This window comes from Amycolatopsis pretoriensis, from assembly GCF_900107925.1.
Lineage (GTDB): Bacteria > Actinomycetota > Actinomycetes > Mycobacteriales > Pseudonocardiaceae > Amycolatopsis > Amycolatopsis pretoriensis.
In genome coordinates this window covers 52,134-74,449 of record NZ_FNUJ01000014.1, presented here as the reverse complement: position 1 = coordinate 74,449, position 22,316 = coordinate 52,134, and the positions used below count along the sequence as shown (strand labels likewise).

At 70.8% G+C, this 22,316-nt stretch carries 23 protein-coding genes; 9 read left to right on the top strand and 14 right to left on the bottom strand.

Annotation, left to right across the window (positions count from 1 at the left end; genetic code table 11):
- The first annotated feature begins 370 nt into the window (after window positions 1-370).
- The gene (locus tag BLV96_RS43910) at window positions 371-1,420 is read left to right on the top strand and encodes a hypothetical protein (RefSeq protein WP_086678518.1); all 1,050 of its coding nucleotides are present in this window, start codon (window positions 371-373) and stop codon (window positions 1,418-1,420) included.
- Window positions 1,421-1,488: 68 nt separating this feature from the next.
- On the opposite strand, the gene BLV96_RS43905 is transcribed toward BLV96_RS43910, so the two are convergent.
- The gene (locus tag BLV96_RS43905) at window positions 1,489-2,079 is read right to left on the bottom strand and encodes a hypothetical protein (protein WP_143051122.1); all 591 of its coding nucleotides are present in this window, start codon (window positions 2,077-2,079) and stop codon (window positions 1,489-1,491) included.
- Between the two features lie 134 nt (window positions 2,080-2,213).
- Here BLV96_RS43905 and BLV96_RS43900 point away from each other — a divergent pair, with 134 nt between their 5' ends.
- Entirely contained in the window at window positions 2,214-2,624 is a 411-nt protein-coding gene (locus tag BLV96_RS43900; RefSeq protein ID WP_143051121.1) for a hypothetical protein, read from the top strand.
- A gap of 62 nt (window positions 2,625-2,686) precedes the next feature.
- Here the strand turns inward: BLV96_RS43900 and BLV96_RS43895 are convergent, their stop codons facing one another.
- Both BLV96_RS43895 and BLV96_RS43890 read right to left on the bottom strand, forming a co-directional pair.
- Entirely contained in the window at window positions 2,687-3,475 is a 789-nt protein-coding gene (locus BLV96_RS43895) for a MerR family transcriptional regulator (RefSeq protein ID WP_086678521.1), read from the bottom strand.
- Entirely contained in the window at window positions 3,469-4,269 is an 801-nt protein-coding gene (locus tag BLV96_RS43890; protein WP_208608491.1) for an alpha/beta fold hydrolase, read from the bottom strand. The genes BLV96_RS43895 and BLV96_RS43890 overlap by 7 nt, the downstream gene beginning before the upstream one ends.
- A 169-nt stretch (window positions 4,270-4,438) precedes the next feature.
- Between BLV96_RS43890 and BLV96_RS43885 the strand changes: the two genes are divergently transcribed.
- On the top strand, window positions 4,439-4,939 hold the full coding sequence (locus BLV96_RS43885) for a SigE family RNA polymerase sigma factor (protein ID WP_167379925.1): 501 nt from the start codon (window positions 4,439-4,441) through the stop codon (window positions 4,937-4,939).
- Window positions 4,939-5,976 (top strand): hypothetical protein, encoded by a 1,038-nt coding sequence (locus BLV96_RS43880; RefSeq protein ID WP_086678524.1) that lies wholly within the window; start codon window positions 4,939-4,941, stop codon window positions 5,974-5,976. The genes BLV96_RS43885 and BLV96_RS43880 overlap by 1 nt, the downstream gene beginning before the upstream one ends.
- Window positions 5,977-6,042: 66 nt before the next feature.
- Here the strand turns inward: BLV96_RS43880 and BLV96_RS43875 are convergent, their stop codons facing one another.
- From BLV96_RS43875 to BLV96_RS43855, 5 genes are read right to left on the bottom strand one after another with little or no spacing between them, the layout of a single operon-like run.
- The gene (locus BLV96_RS43875) at window positions 6,043-6,867 is read right to left on the bottom strand and encodes a class II fructose-bisphosphate aldolase (RefSeq protein WP_086678525.1); all 825 of its coding nucleotides are present in this window, start codon (window positions 6,865-6,867) and stop codon (window positions 6,043-6,045) included.
- Window positions 6,864-7,796, bottom strand: coding sequence for a 1-phosphofructokinase family hexose kinase (locus BLV96_RS43870; RefSeq protein WP_086678526.1), 933 nt, complete (start codon window positions 7,794-7,796; stop codon window positions 6,864-6,866). Before BLV96_RS43870 ends, BLV96_RS43875 begins: the two co-directional genes overlap by 4 nt.
- Window positions 7,793-8,719: a DMT family transporter gene (locus BLV96_RS43865; protein ID WP_086678527.1), complete on the bottom strand. Its 927-nt coding sequence runs from the start codon at window positions 8,717-8,719 to the stop codon at window positions 7,793-7,795. Before BLV96_RS43865 ends, BLV96_RS43870 begins: the two co-directional genes overlap by 4 nt.
- Window positions 8,716-9,687 carry an N-acetylglucosamine kinase gene (locus BLV96_RS43860; RefSeq protein ID WP_086678528.1) on the bottom strand — a complete coding sequence of 324 codons (972 nt, stop codon included), beginning with the start codon at window positions 9,685-9,687 and terminating at the stop codon, window positions 8,716-8,718. Before BLV96_RS43860 ends, BLV96_RS43865 begins: the two co-directional genes overlap by 4 nt.
- Window positions 9,688-9,690: 3 nt before the next feature.
- A complete protein-coding gene (locus BLV96_RS43855; RefSeq protein WP_244180934.1) occupies window positions 9,691-10,797 on the bottom strand; it encodes an SIS domain-containing protein in 1,107 nt (368 codons plus the stop codon).
- A 182-nt stretch (window positions 10,798-10,979) separates the two neighbouring features.
- Here BLV96_RS43855 and BLV96_RS43850 point away from each other — a divergent pair, with 182 nt between their 5' ends.
- The gene (locus BLV96_RS43850) at window positions 10,980-11,807 is read left to right on the top strand and encodes a DeoR/GlpR family DNA-binding transcription regulator (protein ID WP_091390343.1); all 828 of its coding nucleotides are present in this window, start codon (window positions 10,980-10,982) and stop codon (window positions 11,805-11,807) included.
- Here the strand turns inward: BLV96_RS43850 and BLV96_RS43845 are convergent.
- Window positions 11,792-12,163, bottom strand: coding sequence for a DUF742 domain-containing protein (locus BLV96_RS43845; RefSeq protein ID WP_086678530.1), 372 nt, complete (start codon window positions 12,161-12,163; stop codon window positions 11,792-11,794). The two genes, BLV96_RS43850 and BLV96_RS43845, sit on opposite strands and share 16 nt — an antisense overlap.
- A gap of 379 nt (window positions 12,164-12,542) precedes the next feature.
- Window positions 12,543-13,676 (bottom strand): hypothetical protein, encoded by a 1,134-nt coding sequence (locus tag BLV96_RS43840; RefSeq protein WP_086678531.1) that lies wholly within the window; start codon window positions 13,674-13,676, stop codon window positions 12,543-12,545.
- Window positions 13,677-13,874: 198 nt separating this feature from the next.
- Here BLV96_RS43840 and BLV96_RS43835 point away from each other — a divergent pair, with 198 nt between their 5' ends.
- Window positions 13,875-14,282: a hypothetical protein gene (locus BLV96_RS43835; protein WP_086678532.1), complete on the top strand. Its 408-nt coding sequence runs from the start codon at window positions 13,875-13,877 to the stop codon at window positions 14,280-14,282.
- Between the two features lie 48 nt (window positions 14,283-14,330).
- Here the strand turns inward: BLV96_RS43835 and BLV96_RS43830 are convergent, their stop codons facing one another.
- The 3 genes from BLV96_RS43830 to BLV96_RS43820 form a co-directional block, all read right to left on the bottom strand.
- Window positions 14,331-14,807, bottom strand: a complete 477-nt coding sequence (locus BLV96_RS43830) for an OmpA family protein (protein WP_158104177.1) — start codon at window positions 14,805-14,807, stop codon at window positions 14,331-14,333.
- A gap of 228 nt (window positions 14,808-15,035) precedes the next feature.
- Window positions 15,036-15,506: a hypothetical protein gene (locus BLV96_RS43825; RefSeq protein ID WP_244180933.1), complete on the bottom strand. Its 471-nt coding sequence runs from the start codon at window positions 15,504-15,506 to the stop codon at window positions 15,036-15,038.
- Window positions 15,507-15,552: 46 nt separating this feature from the next.
- Window positions 15,553-18,846, bottom strand: coding sequence for a hypothetical protein (locus tag BLV96_RS43820; protein WP_091390340.1), 3,294 nt, complete (start codon window positions 18,844-18,846; stop codon window positions 15,553-15,555).
- Window positions 18,847-19,020: 174 nt separating this feature from the next.
- Between BLV96_RS43820 and BLV96_RS43815 the strand changes: the two genes are divergently transcribed.
- From BLV96_RS43815 to BLV96_RS43805, 3 genes are all read left to right on the top strand, one after another.
- On the top strand, window positions 19,021-19,845 hold the full coding sequence (locus BLV96_RS43815; RefSeq protein ID WP_086677201.1) for an ArsR/SmtB family transcription factor: 825 nt from the start codon (window positions 19,021-19,023) through the stop codon (window positions 19,843-19,845).
- 115 nt (window positions 19,846-19,960) lie between these two features.
- Window positions 19,961-20,335 carry a hypothetical protein gene (locus tag BLV96_RS43810; RefSeq protein WP_086677200.1) on the top strand — a complete coding sequence of 125 codons (375 nt, stop codon included), beginning with the start codon at window positions 19,961-19,963 and terminating at the stop codon, window positions 20,333-20,335.
- Window positions 20,336-20,406: 71 nt separating this feature from the next.
- On the top strand, window positions 20,407-20,829 hold the full coding sequence (locus BLV96_RS43805) for a hypothetical protein (protein WP_086677199.1): 423 nt from the start codon (window positions 20,407-20,409) through the stop codon (window positions 20,827-20,829).
- 126 nt (window positions 20,830-20,955) lie between these two features.
- Here BLV96_RS43805 and BLV96_RS43800 read toward each other — a convergent pair whose 3' ends face one another.
- Window positions 20,956-22,059 carry a serine hydrolase domain-containing protein gene (locus BLV96_RS43800; protein ID WP_086677198.1) on the bottom strand — a complete coding sequence of 368 codons (1,104 nt, stop codon included), beginning with the start codon at window positions 22,057-22,059 and terminating at the stop codon, window positions 20,956-20,958.
- Between the last annotated feature and the right edge of the window lie 257 nt (window positions 22,060-22,316).

Sequence of the window (22,316 nt, the reverse complement as noted above, 5' to 3'; positions counted from 1 at the left end):
CGGCTCGGCTCTCGACACGACGTGAGGGCGGTACCCAGGGGAGGGGTTTGATGAGCACGCTTCATACCCGTGTAGCCACCGGGACCGGCGCAAGTGCCGGATTCTGCCGGGAGACGAGCCTCGCGTCCGCGCGGCGGAAATCCGCGCTTTTCGGAGCTTGAGCCGTGTCGCGCGATGCGTCGCTGAGCTGACGAGTCTCTGGGCGCGATGTTTTAGCAATTCGACGATGCCTCGCTATTTCACACTCGCCCCAGTTCGGGGCCAGCGGTGCCTTCGAGCGTTTACCCGGTCTGACGGGATCGTCCGGTTGAGCAGGCAGCCGGGCGAACCGCGGGCCGCACCACAGCTTCATCAGTCCTGGGGAGTGGTCGTGACCACGAGAAACCCGAAGAGCAGACGCCACGAGGGTCAGTGGCTCGTCTTCGACGAAGAGAGCCTGCTTTACGCGATCGGAGATGTCCTTTACACCGGCGTTTCGCTGAACAACGCCGATCTGGCCGTCCGGAAAATCGTCGCACCGATGATGGAAAGGGCTCGCAAGACCGGCGTCGAGCAGCGGGAGACAATGCACTTCGGCTACGACGCCTTCGACGTCGGGGTCAAACCGGCATTGGGTGGCCGTGATGGTTCGCTCGTGGCGCTGCAGGCGTGCTACGTCCCGACCGGAGAGCGATTTCCGGCGAGGCCGCCGATCGCGGTGTGGGAATGGGACGAGCCGGCGCCGGGCGGCGGCGCGTTGCTGCGCCATTGGTGGGGCGAAGAGGCACCACGCTTCTACGGAGTCGAGCCGCCCAGCGCAGACTGGCACGGTGGCGCGAGCGGCCGTGATCCCTACCGGTTCATGGACAGCGTCCTGACCGACGAGTTCCGGGTGGCGATCGCCGCGCTGATGCAGGACTTCCGCGACGCGGAGATCGACGAGCCGGTGATCATGTTCATGGCACAGCGGCACGTCGCCATGGGGTCGCTTCGGGGCGTCCGAGCGGTCGGACGCCGGAAATCCGGAAGCTACTACGCCGGCTTCTCGGCGAACGTAGGTCTGAGCGAGGTGCACCGGGCCGTGTCCGGTCCATTGATGCGGCAGCTCGGCGCCTTCGCGGCGATCGTCACCGACCCTCTCATGGTGGTGGACGTGGTGCACGAGGCGGTCGTCGTCACGAGCGATGACTTCGCGCACATCGACGTTCCGGTGCCGGCGAACAGCAGTCTTCGGGCCATGGTCCACGTGGACGATGTCGACGACGTGCTGGAGCTGGTTCGGTATTGCGCGAAGCATCCCGGTGAGCGGAGCCGGCCGGTCCGCGGCTCCCTCCGGACTCGCGCAGGCGCTTGGCTGGACGTCTTCGTTCACGCGGTGGGGACTAGCAACACGGCGAGGTCCGTCACGAAGTTCGTCATGTGCCGGCTGGAGGTAACGTGAGTTCGGGCCAACAACCGGTCGTCGGCATGACCGGACGTCGGGCCGACGGGGCGCGAAGGTCTGCGCCGCTAGTGACCCATGAACCTGGTGGGATAGAAGGTTTTCGGAGCATCTTCCCAGTCCGAGTACAAGGCTTCGTGTTGGAAGTTCCCCGTGATGACGTCGAAGAGGAAGTCGACCGCCGAACCGTCGTAGGCTCCCCAGCTCGGCCCGGTGTTCTCCAGGAAGACGATCGGCCAGGTGTCCGGGTCGCGACCCCCCGAGGGGTCCCAAAAGTAGCAGTGATCGTCGTCGATGGCCCAGAGGATGAGGCCGTCGAACTCGGGGTGGAACTTGTGCGGGAACGTCTCGGGAGCGATGTCCCGGGCGTGGGTGAAGTAGCTGTACCAGTTCTCGGCGTTCGTCCGGAACAGCTCCAAGGTGCCGGTGTCTTGCACCGGTGAGATCACGCGGATCCCGTCGGCGAATTCGCCAGACGGGAACACGTCGAGCAACTCGCGGTAGGTCGCCGGGTACTGCACTCTCACCGACCCCGCGACGTCTTGCCAGCTCAGCTCGGCTGACGCCGTTCCGGTCCATCCCACCAGGTCGGCCAGCTCATCGACTCGTCGCACGCGGCTCAGCTTGCCATTGCACGCCGCACGGTTGTGAGCCGACACCGGCGAGCGCGGTGGGTCCGGCTACTCCGCCGAGCGGCGAGCTGCGTCGACGAAGCAGCCCTGTCATGTCCGCTCGTCGGTATGACCGTGCGGAGCCTGTGCGCGGGGCGTGGCGCCGATGGAATACTCCGGTGGTGAACGATTTTCCGGCGGACGTGGAGGCGCACTGCCGCTGTCTGGCGGTGCAACGTCGCTGGCCGCCGGAGACGGAGGCCGCGTTCCGGGCGACCGTCGCGTGGTACCGGGCTTTGGACGACAGCCCCGAACCTCGTCAGTACTTCGAGTACGTCGATCACGAAGGCCTGGTCGACAAGGGAGCTCGCTGGCTGTGGGAGGCCGTCGTCGTCAACGGCGAGGCAGTGGCCATCAGACAGATCGAGATGGGTTCGTCCGGGGCCGCTCACTGTTACTGGTGGCGGCACCTGGAGAATGATGTTGGCGGGCTCACCGATCAGGCCCTTGACCTCACCGAACCCGGCCTTACCACAGTGTCCGGCTCTAAGTTTCGTGCGCTGTGGAAGAGCGGAATGAGCGCATCTCGCTGAGCGCGCTCGGCGGCATGAGCGGACGATGTCGAGCTGCGTCGCGGCACAAGCGAGGGGCTCCCTCACCGAGGCCGGGTGGCGCCTTCGGCTGGTGTCGGGACCACGTGTTCGAGCCTCGTCCAGCCGGTCCAGCCGCGCGTTCTCAGCAGCTGGACCAGCCGGCGAGCCGGCGGGGCGGTGTCGAAGGCCAACGTGTCCATCAGTTCGGCGAACGGTGGCTCGACGTCGGTGTCGCTGCCACCGTCCTCGGCCATGTGCGTGATGTAGGCGGCCAGCTTGTCGGCCAGGTGGACCAGTTCCGGATCGCTGTCGGCTCGGTCGAGGGCCTGTCCCAAGGTCAGGTAGAAGTCGATGAGCGGGGGGTCGGTGATCTGCGTCCGCTTGCGGGCCGCCCACTCGGGGATCCGCTCGGGTGAGTGCGCGGCGAGCAGGATCCAGCCGTCCCGCTCGACCCGGACGATCCGCTCGTCGACGCCGAGCGTGCGCAGCCGGTCGAGGATCTGGACCACCTCGGCGGGCAACGCCAGGCTGTCTCCGGAGGCGAGGCGGCGGATCCGCTCGCGATGCCGCTGCCGCTGCCGGATTTCCGCCCGCAGCCGCTTGTCGATGTCGGTGACCGCCGCGCCGAACTCCTCGTCGCCGGCCTGGAGCAACTCCCTGACCCGCGACAGCGGGACTCCTGCCTCGGCGAGGGTTCTGATCCTGATCAGCTCGACCACGGCGCCGGCGTCGTACCGGCGGTAGCCGGAGTGGTCGCGCTCGGGTTCGGGCAGCAGCCCTTTGGCGTGGTAGTGCCGCACCGCGCGCACGGTGACTCCCGCGTACGACGCCAGTTCGCCGATGGTCAGCATCGGTCCAGTGTCCTCGCTGTCCGCGTGTCGTGGACCAGCCGGGCGATCTCCGGAGCGTGGGTGACGACGAGCCGGTGGTCGGCGTCGAGCCACGACGTGGCGACGTGCGGCCGCTCGCGCACGAGGCGCTCGATGCCGGCCCGCCAGTTCTGGTTGCGCCACCGCGTGCGTGCATCACTGCTGTTGCCCGCCATCGCGGTCGACATGATCATGTGGATCGGGCGGTCGATCTCCCGGTACCGGTCGAGGATGCCGGAGCGCACCACCTCGATCTCGAGGTTGAGGTCCAGGAAGTCTTGCGCGGTCAGGAGCACCTGATGCGGGGTGTCCTTGGCGCGCTTGAGCTCGTGCTGCAGTTCCTCCGCCATCGCGCGGAAGTCCGGCAGGTCGGCGTCGGTGACGAACGGTTCGGGTACCGGGTTCGCGCCGTCGACGAGAACGAGCCCGGCCACCGCACCGGGATGCGCGGCGGCGTAGTGGACGGCCAGATCCGCGCCCAGCGAATGTCCCACGAGGAGCGGCGAGCGATGTCCCAGCGCCGTCACGACGGCGCCGAGGTCGCCGAGGAAGGCCTCGAAGGTGTACCGGTCGGCGGGCGAGGAGAGCCCGTGGCCCCTGAGGTCGAAGGTCACCACGTCGAAGTCGCGGCGCAGCAGGTCGATCAGCTCGTGCAGGTCGGCCTGGGTGGTGAGGAGCCCGGGACACAGGACCAGCGGCTGTCCCCGGCCGCCACGGGAGACCGGGATCGTGACGCCGTCGTGGTGGACTTCGAACCGGCTGGCTTTTGTGGTCATGGCAGTCATCCTGCGGGGTTGACCTTGCGTCAGGGTCAAGGCGTCGGCGGGATCGGCGTCGGCGCACTGACGTTCTTCGCGAGCTTCCTCCCGTGGTTCGTGCCCGAGTTCTCAAGGAAAGTTCCGCGTGGCGGTACACGGATCGCGCGGGACAGCAGTCTTCATAGTGATGGCTGACTACGAGGACTTCGTCCGGGCGCACCTGCCGCGGTTGCTGCGCTACGCGACGATGCTGACCGGCGAGCGGGAACAGGCCGCCGACCTGGTGCAGGACGTGCTGGTCAAAGCGTACCGACGGTGGTCGCGGGTCAGCGACGCCGAGCACCCCGACCGCTATGTCCTGCGGATGGTGACCAACGACTACCTGTCCTGGCGGCGCAGCCGGTCGGCGCGCCTGATCGCCGTCGGCGACCCACCCGACGAGGCACGCCTCGATGACTTCGCCTCCGACCACGCGGCACGCGAGGACATGTGGCAGCGCCTGGCGCGGTTGCCCCGCCGCCAGCGCGCGGTCGTGGTGCTCCGGTACTACGAGCAGCTCGCCGACGCCGACATCGCCGACCTGCTCGGCTGCGCCCAGGCCACCGTGCGGGCCCACGCCCGCAAAGCCCTGACGACCCTGCGACACGGCCTGGACATCGACCGGATGGCTCAGGCGAAGGAGAGCTGATGGACATCGAGAACCTGATCAAGGACACCTTCACCGCCCACGAGCCCGACGCTCCCGACAGCGACCAGGTGCTGGCGGCCACGCGTCAGCGCCTCGACCGCAAGCGCGCCGTGGTGAGCCCGCCGCTCGCGGCCGGCGCCGGGGTGGTCCTGCTCGTCCTGGCCGCGGTCGCCGTCGTCGCGCTGAACCGGCCCACCCGCGACAACCAGGTGGCCACGGGCACCGGTCCGGCGCCCGTCGCGGCACCGGTCAAGCCGGCCATCGCGGAGCTGAACATGCCCTATTCGCTCGGCTGGCTGCCGCCGGGCCAGGCCGACTACCTCGCGCGCCGGATCAACATCGGTGGCAGCGCGGCCGATCCCGACAAGCCGGTGTACGGCGGCGAGTACATGCTGACCGTCACCTCCGGGCGGCAGGTCCTGCTCGTGGACGTGCAGGAAATGCGGATGATGCCGATCGAGCAGGCCGCCTTCAAGTCCGGTCCGGGCCGGCCGGTCACCATCGGCGGGCGCGCCGGCGTGGAGAGCTCGCACTCCGGCGGCCCGGGCGGTTACGAGCTGTACCTGACCCACCCCGACGGCGGCTCCCTGTACGTCAACGTGTCCGCGCAGCCGGGCAGCACGGCGCCGGCGCAGCAGCTGATCGACGCGGGCCGCCGCGTCGCGGAGAACGTCACCTTCCCGGGCAACACCACCGTCACCCCGGCGTTCGGCCTCGGCAAGCTGCCCGACGGCCTGCGGATGTGCGCGTTCGACGTCGAGAAGGGCGGCCCGATCGGTCCGAGCGGTCTGCGCACGGGCTACTCGGTGGGCACGTGCAGCGTCCTGCCGCCGGTCTCGGTGCGCAGCGACGAGGCCGGCCAGGTGCGCGGTACCGCGGGAAAACCGGTCCAGGGACACGAGACCCGCTACGTGGACGAGAAGGGTTACCGCACGCTCTGGATCCTCAAGGCGGTCCACGACGCGCCGGTCGCCGTCTCGGGCGGCGGGCAGGCGGAGCTGTACGCCGTCGCCGATCACCTCGTCCTGCCCCGCTGAGGACCCGAGGTCGGTGGACGCCGGCGCCACGACGAGGCTCGCGGCCGCTGTTCGGCGTGCCTGGGCTCAGGCACCGGCCAGCAGCTGCACCAGCCGCGCGACCTCGTCACGCATCCGGTCGCGGCCGGGGGAGAGGTACCGGCGCGGGTCGGTCAGGCTCTCCCGCTCGGCGAGCGTCGCGCGGACCGCGCCGGTCAGGACCTGGTTGAGCCGGGTGCCGACGTTGACCTTGCGGATGCCGCGCCCGACCGCCCGGCGGACGCCGTCGTCGGGGACCCCGGACGAGCCGTGCAGGACCAGCGGCACGGGCACGGCGCCGGCGAGCCGGCCGATGAGGTCGTCGTCCAGCACGGCGTCGCGGCCGGCCATCGCGTGCGACGACCCGACGGCCACCGCGAGGGAGTCGACGCCGGTCGCGGCGACGAACGCGGCCGCTTCGGCCGGGTCGGTCCGGACGCCGGGTGCGTGCGCGCCGTCCTTGCCGCCGATCTCCCCGAGTTCGGCCTCCACCCAGCACCCCGCCGCGTGGCAGCGCTCGGTGACCGCGCGGGTCCGCGTCACGTTCTCCTCGTACGCCGAACTCGCGGCGTCGAACATGATCGACCGGATGCCGAGCGCGAGCCCTTGGTGGACCAGGGTCTCGTCCTCGATGTGGTCGAGGTGCACCAGCACCGGCACGGAGGCGGCGCCGGCCATGCTCAGGCACGCGGCGCCGAACGGGTCGAGTGAGCCGTGGTAGCGGACGGCGTTCTGGGAGATCTGCAGGATGACGGGAAGGCCGGCTTGCTCGGCGCCCGCCACGATGGCCTCCGCGTGTTCCAGGAGGATCGCGTTGAACGCCCCGACCGCCCCTCGCAAGCCGGTGAAGATGCCGGGGGCGTCGGTGTTCACGCGGTCTCCTTCACGGCGAGTGCGTCGAGCCAGCCGGCCCGGGCCTCTAGATCGACTTCGCCCGCGACGGGGCACCGGACGGCGGCGGCCGACGTCGCGACGACGTCGGCCAGCGCGGCGGGCCAGTCCACTGTGGACACACCGGCCGCCAGGTGGCGGGCGAGCGCGGCGGCGGCCGCGTCGCCGGCGCCGGTGGGGTTGCCGACGACCTTTTCGACCGGCCGGACGACGAACTCGCGGTCGGCGGTCACCGCGACCACGCCCTCTTCGCCGAGCGTGGCGACCACGGCGGCGGCGCCGTCCCGGACCAGCCGCCGGCCGGCCGCGAGGACGTCGAGGCGGGTTCCGGACAGTTCGGCCAGTTCGTCACGGTTCGGCACGAGCACGCTCCCCGTCGTCGCCGCGGCGCGCAAAGCGGCGCCGGAGACGTCGGCGATCACCGGGACGCCGGCTTCGGCGCCGAGCCGCGCCAGCCGGGCGGGCACCTCGTCGCCGAGCCCGGGCGGCACGCTCCCGGAGATGACCACGGCTCCCACACCGGCCGCCAGCTCGGCGCGAAAGGCCGCGACGACCTCGTCCCGGGTCCCGGCCGCCACGGCGGTGCCGCGCTCCTGCAGGCTCGTCGTGACGCCGTCGTCCGCCACCACGGCCACGGTCCGGCGGACCGCGGCCAGCGCCGGGACCAGGCGGTGGGGAAGCCCGAGCCGGTCGAGGCCGGCCCGGAACTCGTCCGGCTCCGCGCGTCCGGACAACGCCAGGACGAGGCTGTCGCCGCCCAGCTGCCGGGCCACCGCGGCGACGTTGACGCCCTTGCCGCCCGCGCGGCTGCGCACCTCCGTCACCCGGACGGTCTCCCCGACCGCCAGCCCGGCCACGCGGTAGGTGACGTCGATGGCCGGGTTGAGGGTGACGGTGAGGATCCTGGTCACGACGCGGCTTCCCGCGCGGGGGCAGCGGCCGGCTCTTCGCCGCTCTTCTCCGTGCTGTAGACCATGAGCGAGGAGCCCACGAGGGCGAGCACGATGCCGGCGACCTGGAACCCGCTCGGCAGGGTCCGGAAGACGATCAGCGAGAGCACGATGGTCAGCACGGGCGCCAGCGCGTTGGTGATCGGCGCGACGATCGTGGCCTTGCCCCGGCTCATGGCCATCACGAGGAACAACGCGCCCACGGCGTTGAGCAGCTGCGTGATCGCGGTCAACGCGGGAGCCTGCCACGGGAACGACAGGGGGAGGCCGCCCATCATGATCAGCGCGACCGGGATCAGCAGGAGCCCGCTGACGGTCATCCAGCCGAACGTCGTCGCGTCGTTGACCCCGACGACGGCCGCCTTGCGCATGAAGTACGCCTGGACGCCCCAGGCGACGCAGACTCCGATCGCCAGCCACAGATAGGTCCCGCCGGTTTCCTGCGAGTCGCCCGAAGACACCGAGAACAGGACGATCGCGACCAGCGCGAGGCCGACGCCGATCCAGCTGAGCGCGGTGAGCCGTTCCCGCAGGGCCGCGAAGGCCATCAAGACGGTGATCGCCGGGGAGAGCGCCACGATCGGGAAGATGATGTAGGCCGGGCCGATGGTGAGCGCCTTGAACAGCACCAGCTGCCCGCCGGCGCCGGTCAGGCCGATCAGCAGGCCGTAGACCGCGGCGATGGGCCGGCGGTCGATCTTCCGCCCGCGCAGGGAGAAGTACGCGGGGATGAGCATGGTGATCGACCAGATGACGTAGACCATCGGGTCGGGGTAGCCGTACTTGGAGGTGGGCAGGCTGGAGAACGCGCCCCAGACGCCCCAGAACAGGACCAGCAGGCCGGCGTAGGGAATCCAGGCGGCGCGGCGCTTCGATGCGCTCATGACAACCCCTCCAAGCTGGGGACGGCGGAGATCCGGTCGAGCGGGATGGGGTGGCCCGCCAGCCGGGCGGCGTAGACCGCCGCGCCGACGTGCGGGGGCAACAGGGGTTCGCGCAGTTCGTAGCCGTGGCCGCCGTGCTCGAGCGCCTCGCGGAAGGAACCCAGGAGGTGGGCCGAGCCGAACATCCCGCCGGAGTAGGAGACCGGCACGGCCTGCCCCGGCTCGAACCCCAGCGCGGTGGCACCGGCTTCGACGTGCAGGGCCAACTCCCGGCCGGCGCGGCCGAGGATGACGGCCGCGGTGGGGTCGCCCGCCTCCGCGGCGCGGGTGACGACCTTGCTGAGGTCCGCGATCTTCCCGCGATCGCCGTGCCAGCGGTTCATCACGATGTCGATGGCGTCGAGGTCGGTGCGCACCCCGAGCGTCCGGCGCATCTCTTCGACCAGCGCGCTCGCCGGCTGGCGCCCGTCGCTCATCCGGGAGAACGCGCCGAGACCCTGGACCGCGACCCAGTAGCCGGACCCTTCGTCGCCGAACAGCTCGCTCCAGCCGCCGGCCCGCCACCGCCGTCCCCGGTGTTCCCCGTAGGCGATGGACCCGGTGCCCGCGACGACGTTGATCCCGTCCGCGCCGCCGAGGGAGGCCGCCCAGCCACAGATCATGTCGTTGCCGCAGGCGTAGCCGACGTCGCCCAGGATCCGCCGGGGGAGCGCGTCGAGCACCGGGACGTCGGCGGAGATCTCGCCGTAGCAAGGAATGCCGAAGAAGGCGTGGGAGAGGCCGGCGACCTCGATGCCCGCGGTGGCGCAGACCTCGCCGATTCCCTGACGCAGCAGCGGCTCGACGATGCCGATGCCCTGCTGCAGGTAGTAGATGCCGGCCGTGCGGGCTTCCGCGACGAGGCGTCCCCGCGCGTCGATCAGGCTGAAGGCGGTTTTCGTCCCGCCGCCGTCCACACCGAGGAACATGGCTCAGCCCTCCGGGTATTCGTGGATGACGACGCCCCGGACCACGCGGTTGACCTCGCCGCCGGGGAACGGGTTGTCGGGAGTCAGGCCGTGGGCGAGCGAACACGCCAAGGCGATCGACTGCGCCGGGATGGCCGCCACGATGGCCCGCAGCGAGTCGGGCAGCCGCGTGGTTCCGGGGATCGGCCAGTCACCGTCGTCGCCGCCGATTACCAGCACCCGCCCGGCTCCCAGGGCCTCCACCAGTTCGCGCGTGATGTCCTCGTCGTAGCGGTGGGTGTACCGATCGCCGGACGGGAAGACGATCGCGACGGTCCGTTCGTCGAGGACCGACTTGGGGCCGTGCCGGAAGCCCAGCGGGGTGTCGGCGACCGCGACGACCGCGCCGGCGGTGAGTTCGAGGCACTTCAGCGCGGCTTCGCGGGCGAGCCCCTTGAACGCGCCGGAGCCGAGGTAGACCAGCCGCGCCGGATCGGCGGCGGCGACCGCTTCCGCCCGGCTCGTCGCGGAGTCCAGGACGTCTTCCGCGGCTCGGGCGGCGGCGTCGACGTCGACCTCGAGGCCCAGGGCCAGCAGGGCGGCCAGCGTCATGCCGGTGAACGACGACGTCATGGCGAAGCCGCGGTCGTTCAGCCGGTCGGGAAGCGCCACCACGACCGCGTTCTTGGCGTCCGCCCAGCGCCGGGCCAGAGCGCCGGAGGGGTTGCAGGTGATGACGATGTGGTGCAGCGCGGGAGTGAACCGCTGCAGCAGATCGGCCGCGGCGGACGACTCGGGGCTGTCGCCGCTGCGGGCGAACGACACCAGCAGCACCGGCCGGTCATCGGCGACGGAGCGCGGGTCGGCGACGATGTCCGTCGTCGCGATCGGCTCGATCGGCCGGCCGAGGTGCCGGGCGAGGTCGGGGGCCACGACTTCCCCGATGTAGGCCGAGGTCCCCGCGCCGGTCAGGACGATCCGGGTCCGCGGGTCGACGAGCGCGTCGCCGAGCAGGCGTTCGATGTCGGCCCGCGCGGCGGCGACGGTCCGCGCCACCTCGGGCCACGTGCCGGGTTGCTGCCGGATCTCGGCGGCGGTGCGGCTTTCGTCCGGCTGCTCTTCGTGCTCCACCCACATCACCTTTCGGGTCGCGGCCGGTTCGGCCGGCTCCGCCAAGTGGTACGTCGTGCCGTGACCGGTGAGCAAGAGTTTCCGCGCAAACGAGCATCGCGGATGTTCGTTTGCCGCGTTGCCGCTGGTGAGTTGTCGGATCGATGCGCGAAAGTGCGCGAAAACCTGTATAGTGTGCAGTTATGGACCTTGCTGATGTGCGGGCCCGTGGGCGTGCGCCCCGGTCCGAGCGGATGGCGGAGATGGTGCGCGAACTGGGCGAAACGGGCCGCCTGCGCGTCGGTGAGCTCGCGCGCCGGTTCGGCGTCTCCGAGGCCACGCTGCGCCGGGACCTGACGGCGCTGGAGGACCAGCGGCTGCTGACCCGGACCCACGGCGGCGCGCTGGCCCAGGGGGTGGCCGGCGAGCTGCCGGTCCGGTACCGGGAAGGGCGGTCGAGGGACGCGAAGCGCGCGATCGCCCGGCAGGCGGTGCGCCGGCTCCCCGCGGGGCCGCACGTGATCGCGCTGACCGGCGGCACGACCACGGGCGAACTGGCGAAGGAGCTGCCCGACCGCGCGGACCTCACCGTGGTGACCAACGCGCTGAACACGGCCATGGAGATCGTGCTGCGGCCCCGGGTGAAGCTCGTCGTCGTCGGCGGTGTCTCCCGTCCGCGGTCCTACGAGCTCGTCGGCCCGTGGGCGGAGCAGGTGCTGGCGTCGATCAACATCGGCACGGCCTTCATCGGAGTCGACGGCATCGACGCGGCGGGCGGCATCACCACCCACGACGAGAACGAGGCGCGAACGAACCGCGCGATGCTCGCCCGTGCGCAACGAGTGGTCGTCATCGCGGACGGCAGCAAGCTCGGCAAGCGAACGCTGGCGCGGATCGGGGACATCACCGAGGTCGACGAGCTGATCACGGATTCATCGGCCGACGCGGGCAGCGTGGCGGCGATTCGTGCGTCGGGAGTGCGGGTGACGCTCGTCGACGTGCCCGCACCCGGTGGTCACGTCATCGCGTGAAGACCGCGAAGAACCCGCTCCATGAAGTCGATGCTGGGACGATCGCCGGGGGCGAGCTGCGCGTCTTGGACGGCCACCAGGCCCCGGTCGGCGAGGTCGGACACCAGGACCCGTGCGACGCCCAGGGGAATCCGCCGGTACGCCGCGATTTCCGCGACCGATTGCGAGGAGCGGCACAGGAGGCAGATCGCGGCCTCTTCGCGGGAGCAGGCGTGCTCCGGGGTGCGGCCTCGTTCGGTGGCCGAGATGAGTGTTTCGACGGGGAGCGTGCGCGTGGGCCGCGTACGTCCATGGGTGCGGAAGTACGGCCGGACGAGATCTGCCGTGTCCGGGTCGAGCCCCAACGGCGGCTCCACTTCGGCTCCTCACTGAAAGTATCGACTACCGGAAATTATTTGCCGGTCAACCGATCGTCGGCAATCGACCGAACGGGTAGGCGGTGGTGACAGTCCGCGCCCTCGCTGCCCGAGACCGCCGGGCGGACGACGGCATTACCCGGGTCGTGGCGCCGGTGCGTAGGCCGTCCTGAGGTCCGGACGGCCGCGATTCCGGCCGGCTCGTGCGGTGGTCAGTCCACTGTGGATGGACCTGGGCGCTGAACAACACGTCGTCGAGGCTCACGGCCGAAGCCGGGGCAAGTCCACTTCGGACACGACGGGTCAGATCACCCAGACCCTCGCCGGCTGAACAAAACGGGCCGGCTCCCCCGAAGCGAGGGAGCCGGCCCGTCGTCGTTCAGCCGCGAGCCGCGGCCACCTGCGACGGGGCAGGCGGCATCAGCTTCGGGTATTCCTTCTGGAACTTCTCGATCATCGTGGCGGACGGGACGATCCGGTTCGGGTTGCCCTGGCTCGTCGCCTGCTTCTCACCCCAGGCGCCGGCGGCCTTGCGCTGGTCCGGCGTGCCGTGGCTGTGGTAGCAGTCGCCGATGGAGGCGTCCAGGTAGGTGACCTCCTGCTGGGTGCGGGCGTCCCACGCGAAGCCCTTGGCGTGCGCGACGAAGTAGCCGCCGTAGGCGTCCGGCCCCATCTCGGAGGACTCGTTGCGCGGGTAGTTTTCGTGCGCGAAGTCGACCTGGTGGCCGTACTCGTGGCCGACGACGGACTCCACCGAAACGTCGTCGAAGCCGAGGATGTTGACGGTGTCGAGCAGGCCGTCGCCGAGCGCCACGCGCTTGCCGCCGAGGCTGCCGGCCGGGGCGGAGAACGCGTTCAGGGTGATCAGCGGGTTGCGGCCGCCCTGCATGGCCGGCACTTCGTAGAGCACCTTGGTGGCGAGCGCGGCGGCGTCCTTCACCTTCGCCGGCGCGAGGCCGAGGCTGAAGGTCTGCGCCATCTTCGCCTGGCTGCCGAGATCGGTGCCCTTCCAGGCGACGAGCTGGATGTTCCAGCTTTCGATGTCCCAGAAGGCACGCAGCTTGTCGATCGTGGTGGTGGCGCGCGGGGTGTACTGGCCGTCGCTGCCGAAGACCTGCGGGGTCTTGTCGGAGGCGACACCCTGCACGTAAAGCTGGCTGAGGCCCGACAACGCGTCGAGCGCTTGGCCTTCGAGCGGGGTGAGCTGTGCCGCGAGCTTGTTCGCGTAGGTCAGCAGCGAACCCTCGGTGCAGCCCGGAATCGGGCCGGCCGCGGCCCGGCTCCGCGGACCGATCCGCGGAACGGGCGACTCGATGAGCCGGTCCACACCACGCAGAGCGCTGTCGGGCAAGCCGTTGTAAAGATCGATGACATCTTGGTAGAGCTGCGCGACGTCCTGCTCGACGGTGGACGGCGCGGCCGCGGCCGCGGGAACGGCGGTGGCGAGCACGAGAGCCGCGGCGGTCCCCGCCGCGGCGAGGGTTCTGCCGAGAATTCCGGTTCGGACGGGCAAGGTGGTTCCCCTCTTCGGTTCCGGTTCAAGATCACCAAGCACCGCCACAGTAGGTCGGTGGTTGGCGGCGAAACCGGCTCCAGGGCAAGAACCCCGAAATGGCCCACGTCTTACGAAGGGGTTGCGGGCCCGGACATCGGCCGAAAGTACTCGGCCGAAAGTACTAGGTGCCGCCCCGAGCGCGAGCACCCTCGCCGCGTGGTTGACGCTGCGAGGTCAGTTTCGCAGGAGTCGGCGCAGCGCGAGTACACCGAGCTCACCCGGTGGACCGCCGACAAGCGAATACTCTTCCGCGACATCCACGTCGCCGCCAACGACTGGCCAGATTTGCTGCGCCGGGCGGAGCGCGCCTTCCACTCGGCGCTCTACGAGGCCGCGCTGCTCTGCGGCGCCGAGGTCTGCGACCTGGTCGACGAGACCGAAGACGAGCTGCTGCGCCTGACGGCCGCACTGGGCAGGGCCACCGACTACCTGCCGGCAGCGGACCCCGAACACGCCGCTCAGGCCGCGGCCGCCGCCCTCGTCGAGGACTTTCCCGCCCTGCGGGACCGCCTCATGTCCGCGATGCGCTCCGAGCAGGCCGGCCGTTCAACGCCCAAACGATAACCCGCGCCGCCGCTTCACGAGGAAACGACGGCTGCCCGCGGGCTGGGATTACGGCGTCGAGACGAGCGCGACCCGGCGATTGCGCCGGCGGCCCGCCGGCGTGTCGTTGGTGTCGACCGGCTTCGATTCGCCGCGCCCGGACGCGTGCAGCCGGCCCGCGAGCGACCCGTCCTCGGCGACGAGGGCCGCGACCACGGCGTCCGCCCGTCGCTCCGAAAGCCTCTGGTTGTACTCGTCGGTCCCTCGGGAGTCCGTGTGCCCCACGATGTCCGTCGACGGCCTCGCCCGCAGCGCCGGCATCGCGGCGGCCAGCACCGCTCGGGCTTCGGGCCGCATGGTCGCCGAGTCGAAGTCGAACAGCAGGTCACCGGTCAGGACGAGCGGCGGTGCGGGTGGCGGTGGCGGAGGTGGTGGCGGCGCGGGCACCCACCGGTGCTGCACGCGCCAGTGCCACCACATGTACTGGGTCGCCTGGCCGCTCAGCACCGGCTGGTCGGCGAACCTCCCGAACGACCCCCGGCTCATTGGCATGTGCGTGCGTCGTGGATCGCGATGTCAGGCTGATTCCTGGTTGTCGGGCGAGGGAGAGAGCGCGTCGAGGCTGTGGCGCAGAGCTTCGGCGCCGTACTCGAAACCTTCCCGGACAGAACACCTAAGTCAGGTAGCGGCGTAGCGGAGGGCGGTGTTCGCGTCGTTACCGCCGGTCGGGAAGGCGGTGTGGACAGCGTCGCCGCACACCCAGGGCCTCGCCGCTCAAGTGTCGTACCTGCCGCTGTCCCAGGGCTCGGTGAACGCCATGTAGTTGCCTGGACGTAGCTCCACCCACCACGGATCGTCCTCCTCGTCGCCGGGCCGGGGGATGAGACCGAAGGTGGTGCCGAACCGCTCGACAGCGAACGGTGCGACCTCGATTCGAGTGAAAGTGACCTGGCCGAGTTCCCGCAGCCTGGCCTCATATCGACTCTGGCGGTGGTCCCGATCCATTTGGGCTCGCGGCCCGAACTCGTCGATCTTGGCTTCCAGCAACCGTCCGGATTGGTCGAACAGGAACAGGGCGACGAACTCGTTCCCCGGGCCTTTCGCAGCCGGTTCGAACGGCGTGGTCAGGAAGAACTGCCGACCGTCAGCCGTGCGGCCGACATGCTCGGCGTGGTAGGTGTCGTGGTCGATCGCGATGAGATCCGGTGCGCCCATGAGATCAAAGAGTAGCCAGGCGGGCGTCATGGACGTGGGTGCCCTTCTCAAAGGCAGTTTCTGCGCGTTCGGCCCGTTACTCCGGAGCGAAGAAGATCTGCGATGCGCGTTCGCGGACGTCGGCGTCGGAATCGTTGCGCAGTGCGGACACCAGTTCGCGCCACGGACGTGGCCAGCCGGCGTGGGGGCCCGCTTGGCTCGCGATGCTCGCTGCCAGCAACGCCTCCGCCGGGCTTGCCGTGAGGCCTTGAGCGGTGCCGAACAGTTCGGAGCGGCCCGGATCGTGGCCGGCGAGCCAGGCCGCGAGCCGGTCCGCCGCCTGCCAAGCCGGTGCGGGACGGTCGGCGAGGGCGGCGATCCGGCGGAGCGCCGGCAGCAGGTCGCCGCGGCCGGGCAGGGCGCTGACGGCGAGCAGTAGCGCGTCCGTTCGGTACTGCGCCCGTTCCGCCAGCGTCGTGGACAGCTGCTCCACCGCGGTGCGCATCGCCTCGCCACTGGCGTCCAGGCGGGCAGCGAGGCGGACGAGGAACAGGCGAAGTCGTTGCCGCGCAGGCTGGTCCCGCCCGGCGACGACCACGTCGGCCTTCTCGACGAGCGTCGTGACGACGTCGTGCACCGGCGCCGGATCGCCGGTGACCGCGCACGCGGTGAGCACCGCTTCGACCGCGTACCGCCAAGTCGCGGTGCTCGTCAGGTCGCCGATCAGGGTGACCAGCGCGGCAGGTCCTTCGCGGTCCCAGAGGCTCCACGCGGGCCAGGCGGCCAAGCCGATCCGCGCGGTGTCCGAGTCGGCGTTGACCGCCACGGCTCGCACCAGCGCGCCGTAGCGTGCGCGGTGCTGCTCCGCGATGGTCAGCGGGACGGCTTCATTCACCGCCGCGGCCACCGCGGTCATACCGGTTGCTTCGGTGAGCCATTGCCACGCCCGTTCGTCGTCGAGCAGCCGGCGCGCGGCCGACACGATGGCGCGGCGGAGGTCGCGGTGCAGCTCCGGGTCGGCCCACAGCGCGGCCAGTTCGCCGGTCGCGCCGGGCACGCGGTGCTCGGCGAGCAGCCGGATCGCCTCCTTGCGCGACGTCACCTTCTTGCCGGCCAGCACCGGCCGGAGTGCGGCACCCAGTTCGGCCGGCGGGATGGTCCGGGCGGCCCGGCCGGCCGCGTACACCGCGACCCGGGCGCGGTCGGTGTCGGCGTGACCAAGCAAGATGCCCAGCGCAGCGCCGGGCCGGTCGGTCCGGCTCAGCCCGGCCAGTGCAGCCTCGACCACGGCGACTTCGCCGTCCTGGAGGAACGGCTCCACGTCCTCGATGCGGGCGCCGGGCAGGCTCGCCAGGCGCCGCACAGCGGAGACCCGCTCCCAGACCGGCTTGCGGGGCGCGGTGGCGAGGTCGGCCAGCACCTCGGCGTAGCGGGCGACCTGGCGCGGCAGCCAGTGCCGCAGCGACCCGCCGAAGGTCGGCACCAGGCGGACGCCGCGGGTGGCGAACCGGCCGCGCGGCGGTCGATCCAGCACCCGGTCGAGCAGGTCGGTCCGGCGTCCGCTGACCGCGTTCGCCACGGCGGTCACCGTGATCGTGGACGAGTCGCGCCGCAGCACGGCCTCGACGCGCTCGTCGCGGGTCGCGGGCGGGGCCAGCCACAGCTGAAGAGCTCGGTGGACCGTGTTGTCATCGGCCGCGCCGGTCGCTTCGCCGACGACGGTCTGCAGGTCGGGCATCGTCCATGCCCGTCGGTGCAGTCCAGCGGCCAGTGACAGGACCAGGTCGTAGCGGCCGGCGCGAGCGTCGGAGGCGATGCGCGGCCGCAGCGCGGACCACACGGCGTGCTCGGCGCCGCGAGGCAAAGACCGGTCGAGCCGGTGCAGGGTGAGGGTGTGCGCGTGGCCACCGGACAGCTCCAAGATCCGCAGGCCGCCTTCGACCAAGCCGGGCCGCATCGCGAGTGTGCCTTGGCGGACGAGGTCGACGGCGGTGGTGCCGACCGCTTGCCGGGTACCCCAAGACGCGTCCCTGGCCTGGACGGCGTCGGTGGCCAGCTTGACCAGGGTGGCCGGGTCGGCCGACCGCAGCAGCCATCCCGGGATCGCGGCGACGGCGGCGAGCGCGGCGTGGCGGACCGGGTCCTGCTCGTTGGCCAGCCGGGTCAACGACGCCAGCAGGCCGGCGACGACGTCCGGGTCCCGGGTCGCGGCCGCCGCGCCGATCAGCAGCGGGTAGCCGAGGGCTCGCTCCGCGGCGGTGGGCCGGGCGATCGCGTCGCGCAGGAGGGGCTCGGCTTCCGGCCACGGCAGCCGGGCGGTCGCCTGCCGTCGCAGATCGGGGTGGTCGGCCACCTGGCGAGTGGCGAGCAACCGGCGGGCTTGCTCGTGCCGGGACCGCCACGGCAGGACGTCGAGCATCGTCATCGGCAGACCGGCCTGCTGCAGGTTCCGTTCGCCCAACGCTCCACTCAGGACGGTGGCGCGCCGGCCGGGTGGGAGCCCGCGTACCAACGCCGTCAACCGCGTCACGTCGGTGAGGCAAGTGCGCGCGAGCGAAGTGAGAGACTCGTCCGTTGCCCGCCGCAGGGACCGTTCCGTGCTCCGGCCCGGCTGGAACCGGATCTGCCGCGTGGGATCGGCGAGGATCGCGGCAACCCGGTCCGGATCGGCGGCAATTGCCGTGGCCAGCCAGCGGTTCGTGCCGGCCGGGAGCCCGGTCAGCGGTCCCGAGCGCGAGAGCAGGTCGACGAGCTGGACGGGGTCGTGCCGGACCAGGTGCTTCAGCGCGGGCCCGAAGCGCGCCCAGGTGGCGTTGCGGCCGGCGTCGCCGGCTTCGGTCAGCCGCCGGCGCAGGTGCGCGAGCACGACGGCGGGGTGCCGGCGGGCCAGCGCGGCGAGGTTGGGCACGGCGAAGTCCAGTTCCGGCAACAAGGCCGTCACCGTGCGGGCTTCGCACGCCGGCAGCACGGCGGCTGCCTCGTGGTCCCCGAAGCGGATGCGCACCAGGGGAAGGAGAGTTTGAGCCCACTCGGTGGCACCGGTGGCGCGCACGGCGCGGTAGAGGGTGTGCCGCCACGCGAGGGGCGCGGTCGGGAGCGCCGCGGTGAGGACGTCGAAATGCCGGCCGCGGCGGGCGCAGTGGCTCATGGCCAGACCGGCGACGAGGGCATCGGCCGAGACGAGGCTGCGGCGCAGGTGCGTGTCGTCGCCGGCGATGACGGCCATCATCGCCGCCCAGGTGCGGGGAAGTCCGGGGACGGCATCGAGCTCCGCGAGCAAGGCGGTGAGCTCCGGAGTACCGGCCAGCGCGCGGGCGGTGTCGGCGAGGACCCGCCGCCGGGCCGGTGCGGCCAGCGGATCGATCCGGGCGAGAAGGGCGCGCATGTCCATTCCGGCGATTGTTCCCGATCATGGAGCACGCACCAACACAATTCCGTATGGCGGCGCGTCGTCGCGGACGCACCGGCTGCGGACACGCGGACCGGCATCGCACGCACTGAAGATCCGCCCACGCGGGGGAGGGGTGGTTATCATGTAGCCGGGGTGGGGGATGTCATGTTGTGCATGGTGTTCAATGCGCAGGATTTGCAGCGCGTTCGGCTGGCCGGCGCTGCGGATCCGATGTGGGAACTGACGCCCGCTGGGCTGGTCACCGATTTCGACGCCGGCTGTGAAGCGTTGACGCACACCTCGCAGGAACGCGTCACCGCGGACGTCATCGCGGCGTTCCGCAAGCGCTCGCCGCAGCTCTGGGTGCGAACGCTGGCAGCCGGCGACCGCGATGCCGTCAAGGTGATGTTGCGCGCGGTCCGCGCCGCACACGACCTGCTCCTCGCGCCGTACTGGGTCGAGGTGCAGGAGGTGGTCGCGGCGGAACGGGAGCGGCAGGCCGGAGTTCTGGCGGACCACGGGCTGGGTGGGGTGCTGCGGCGCATCCCCGGGGTGCTCGGCTGGGACGGAGGGGTGCTCCGGGTGCGGTATCCCGAAACGCGGACGGTGCACCTGGCGGGCCGGGGACTGGTTCTGCTGCCGTCCTACTTCTGCTGGTGCAGCCCGGTGACGTGGATCGATCCAGGACTGCCGCCCGTGCTGGTGTACCAGGCGAGGAGAGTGACCACCTCGGAAAAGGTGGGCGTGAAGCTGTCCGACGCGGTGATGACGCTGCTCGGCTGTACTTGCGCGGAATGTCTGCGGCTGTCGCTGACGCCGCGCAGCACCAGTGAAATCGCCGAACAGCTGGGTACTTCCGCGGGCACGGTGAGCAAGCAGACGGCCGTGTTGCGGGATGCCGGTCTGATCACCAGCACGCGCCGGGGCACGAGCGTGCTGCACGCCATCACCCCGCTCGGAACCGCTCTTCTGTGCGGTCGGATGCGAACGCCGTACTAAGTGGTGTGTTTGCCTCCCACGGAAAAGGCATCGCCTGGCGGGGTGTTTACCGGTGAGATTCCAAGCGTCGTCGAAGAAGTGTCACTGGCTGGCACTGCTCGGAAAGGATCAGTCGATGCTGGCGAAGATGGAACCGACGAGATCGGCTCTCCGCGTCGCCGCGGTGGCGAGCGCGCTGGTCGCAGCGACCGCCCTGGTACCGGCGCAAGCCGCACAGGCGATCGGGAACAACCGCGATGTCTCGCGCAGCTGCGGAGTGAACCACGTCGCCAGCGGCCGGTACTCCAACATGACGGCGTGGGCGCAGACCACGCGGGTCAGCGGCAACTGCTCGGGCACGTTGGGCGCCGGTCTGCGCGCGAGCGACGGCTACACCTGGCCGCGGGTGAACGGTACCCGGGACAGCGCGTACACCGAGCGGACCGACTCGGCGGGGTTCGGCTCCGGCATGCACTGGGGCTGCCTCGACTGCAACGTCACCTACAGCTGATCGATGAGCACCAGGGCGCCGCCCCGCAGTCGTATCCGGCAGCCCAGGCATGGGCCCTGAACGACGGCGTGGTGACCGAAACCGAGTACCGCACCTCGATCGACGGCTTCGTGTCGTGCATGCGGAACGCCGGGTACGCGGTGACGGATCCCGTGCTCAGCCCGATAGACGGGCTCACACTGCTGTACGACCTGCACCCGTCGGGTGATCCGGATGCGTGGAACAAGAAGGTCGACGAGTGCGACAGCGGCTTCGTCTCGCAGATAGAGCCGGCATACGTGGAATCCCGCGAACAGGTGATGGCACCGGTACTCCGGTCGGCGACCGCCACCTGCCTGACCGACGGGGGAATCCGGCTGAGCGGATCCGAACACAACGTCAAGGACTTCGTCGACGCCGCGGAAGGCGCCGGGGACAAGGTGATGCGCTGCATTTCGACGGCCATGAAGCGGCTTTTCCCGGACTATCCCGGTTTTCTGAAGGTTCGTTGGTGAGCGAGCCGGCTGGTCGTTCAGCCGGGCGCTCGCCGGGAAACTCATGCCCTGGGCACTCGCGAGGCAGTAGCGGAACCGACTTGCGGATGGTCGGCTCCGGCCATGGCAGCGTCCGGTTCGAGGTGTTCAGTCGGCGAGCTGGGCCCGCTCGGTGGAGAACACCGCCGTGATGAGCCCGCCCAACGCCGAGGGGAACACTCCTGCCGGGTCGACGTCGCCGGTGGTCAGCGTGGCGGTCAACGTCTTGCTGCCGTCGGGCGTGCTGATCATCAGCGCGCCGTAGCCTCCCGGGGCGCCACCGTTGTGGTGGACGATGGTGCCGGCGTCGGGGCCCAGTTCCTGCACCCAGAGTCCCAAGCCGAGCCCGAGCTTGCCGTGCGGCGTGCGCATTTCGTCCAGCAGGGCGGCGGGCAGGAGCCGGCCACCCAGCAGCGCGGCGATGAAGGTGCCGAGGTCCTCGGCCGTCGAGATGAGGTCGCCGGCGCCGGCGAGCAGGGACGGGTTCTGGCGGCTGACGTCGACCACCTTCCACTCGCCGGCGTCCTCGTAGCGGTAGTAGCCGTGGGCGTGCGGGCCGGGCAGCTGCGACGAGGTGGCCGACACGATGGTGTCGGCCAAGCCCAGCGGCCCGAGGATCCGCCGCTGCGCCTGCTCGGCGTAGGAGAGGCCGGTGACCCTCTCGATCAGCAGCATGGCCACCGTGTAGTTGGTGTTGGCGTAGCTCTGGTCGGTCCCCGGCTCGAACCGCGCCGGCTGGGACAACGCGAACCGCACGAGCTCCTCGGGACGGTACGTGTGGAACCGGTTGTCCACCCACGCTTTGCCGTGGGAGGGGAGTCCCATCTTGAACGCTCCGTCGGTGTCGAGTTCGCCGGTGTAGTTGTACAGCCCGCTGGTGTGCTGCAGCAGCATGCGCACCGTGATCCGGTCGTCCAGGCCGAGTTCGGGCAGGTGCCCGGCGACCGGGTCGTCCAGCCCGATCTTGCCCTCGGCCACCAGTTGCAGTACCAGGGTCGCGGTGAAGGTCTTGGCGACGCTGCCGGCCCAGGCCCGCCCGTCGGCGGGCGGCTCGGCGCTTCCGCCCAGCTCGCTGACCCCGGCGGTCCCGGTCCAGTCGCCGTGCTGGTCGTGCACGTGAACCTGCGCGCCGGCGAACCCGGCGTCGACGAACGCCTGGACGGCTTGCTGCAGCTCGGGGCGGGTCTCGGCGGGGGTGTCGAACTTCTGCATCGTGCTCTCCGAAGAGTCAGGCGTCCCCGCGGGTGGTGACGCATCCGGTGGCTGTGATCGATGACCTGATCACGAGAACCACGATGGCGTCCGGTCCTGACACCGGACGGCCACTGCACTGACACGGCCCCTGACACCAGTGACGGGTAGTCGCCCACGGCGGTCTCGAAGACTTTGCCGGCTATGCGCCGCGCCGCGGGCGTAGCGCCGTTGAGCGGGTTAACGGACGTCGCCGACGAAAATGGCGGCCAGAGCGA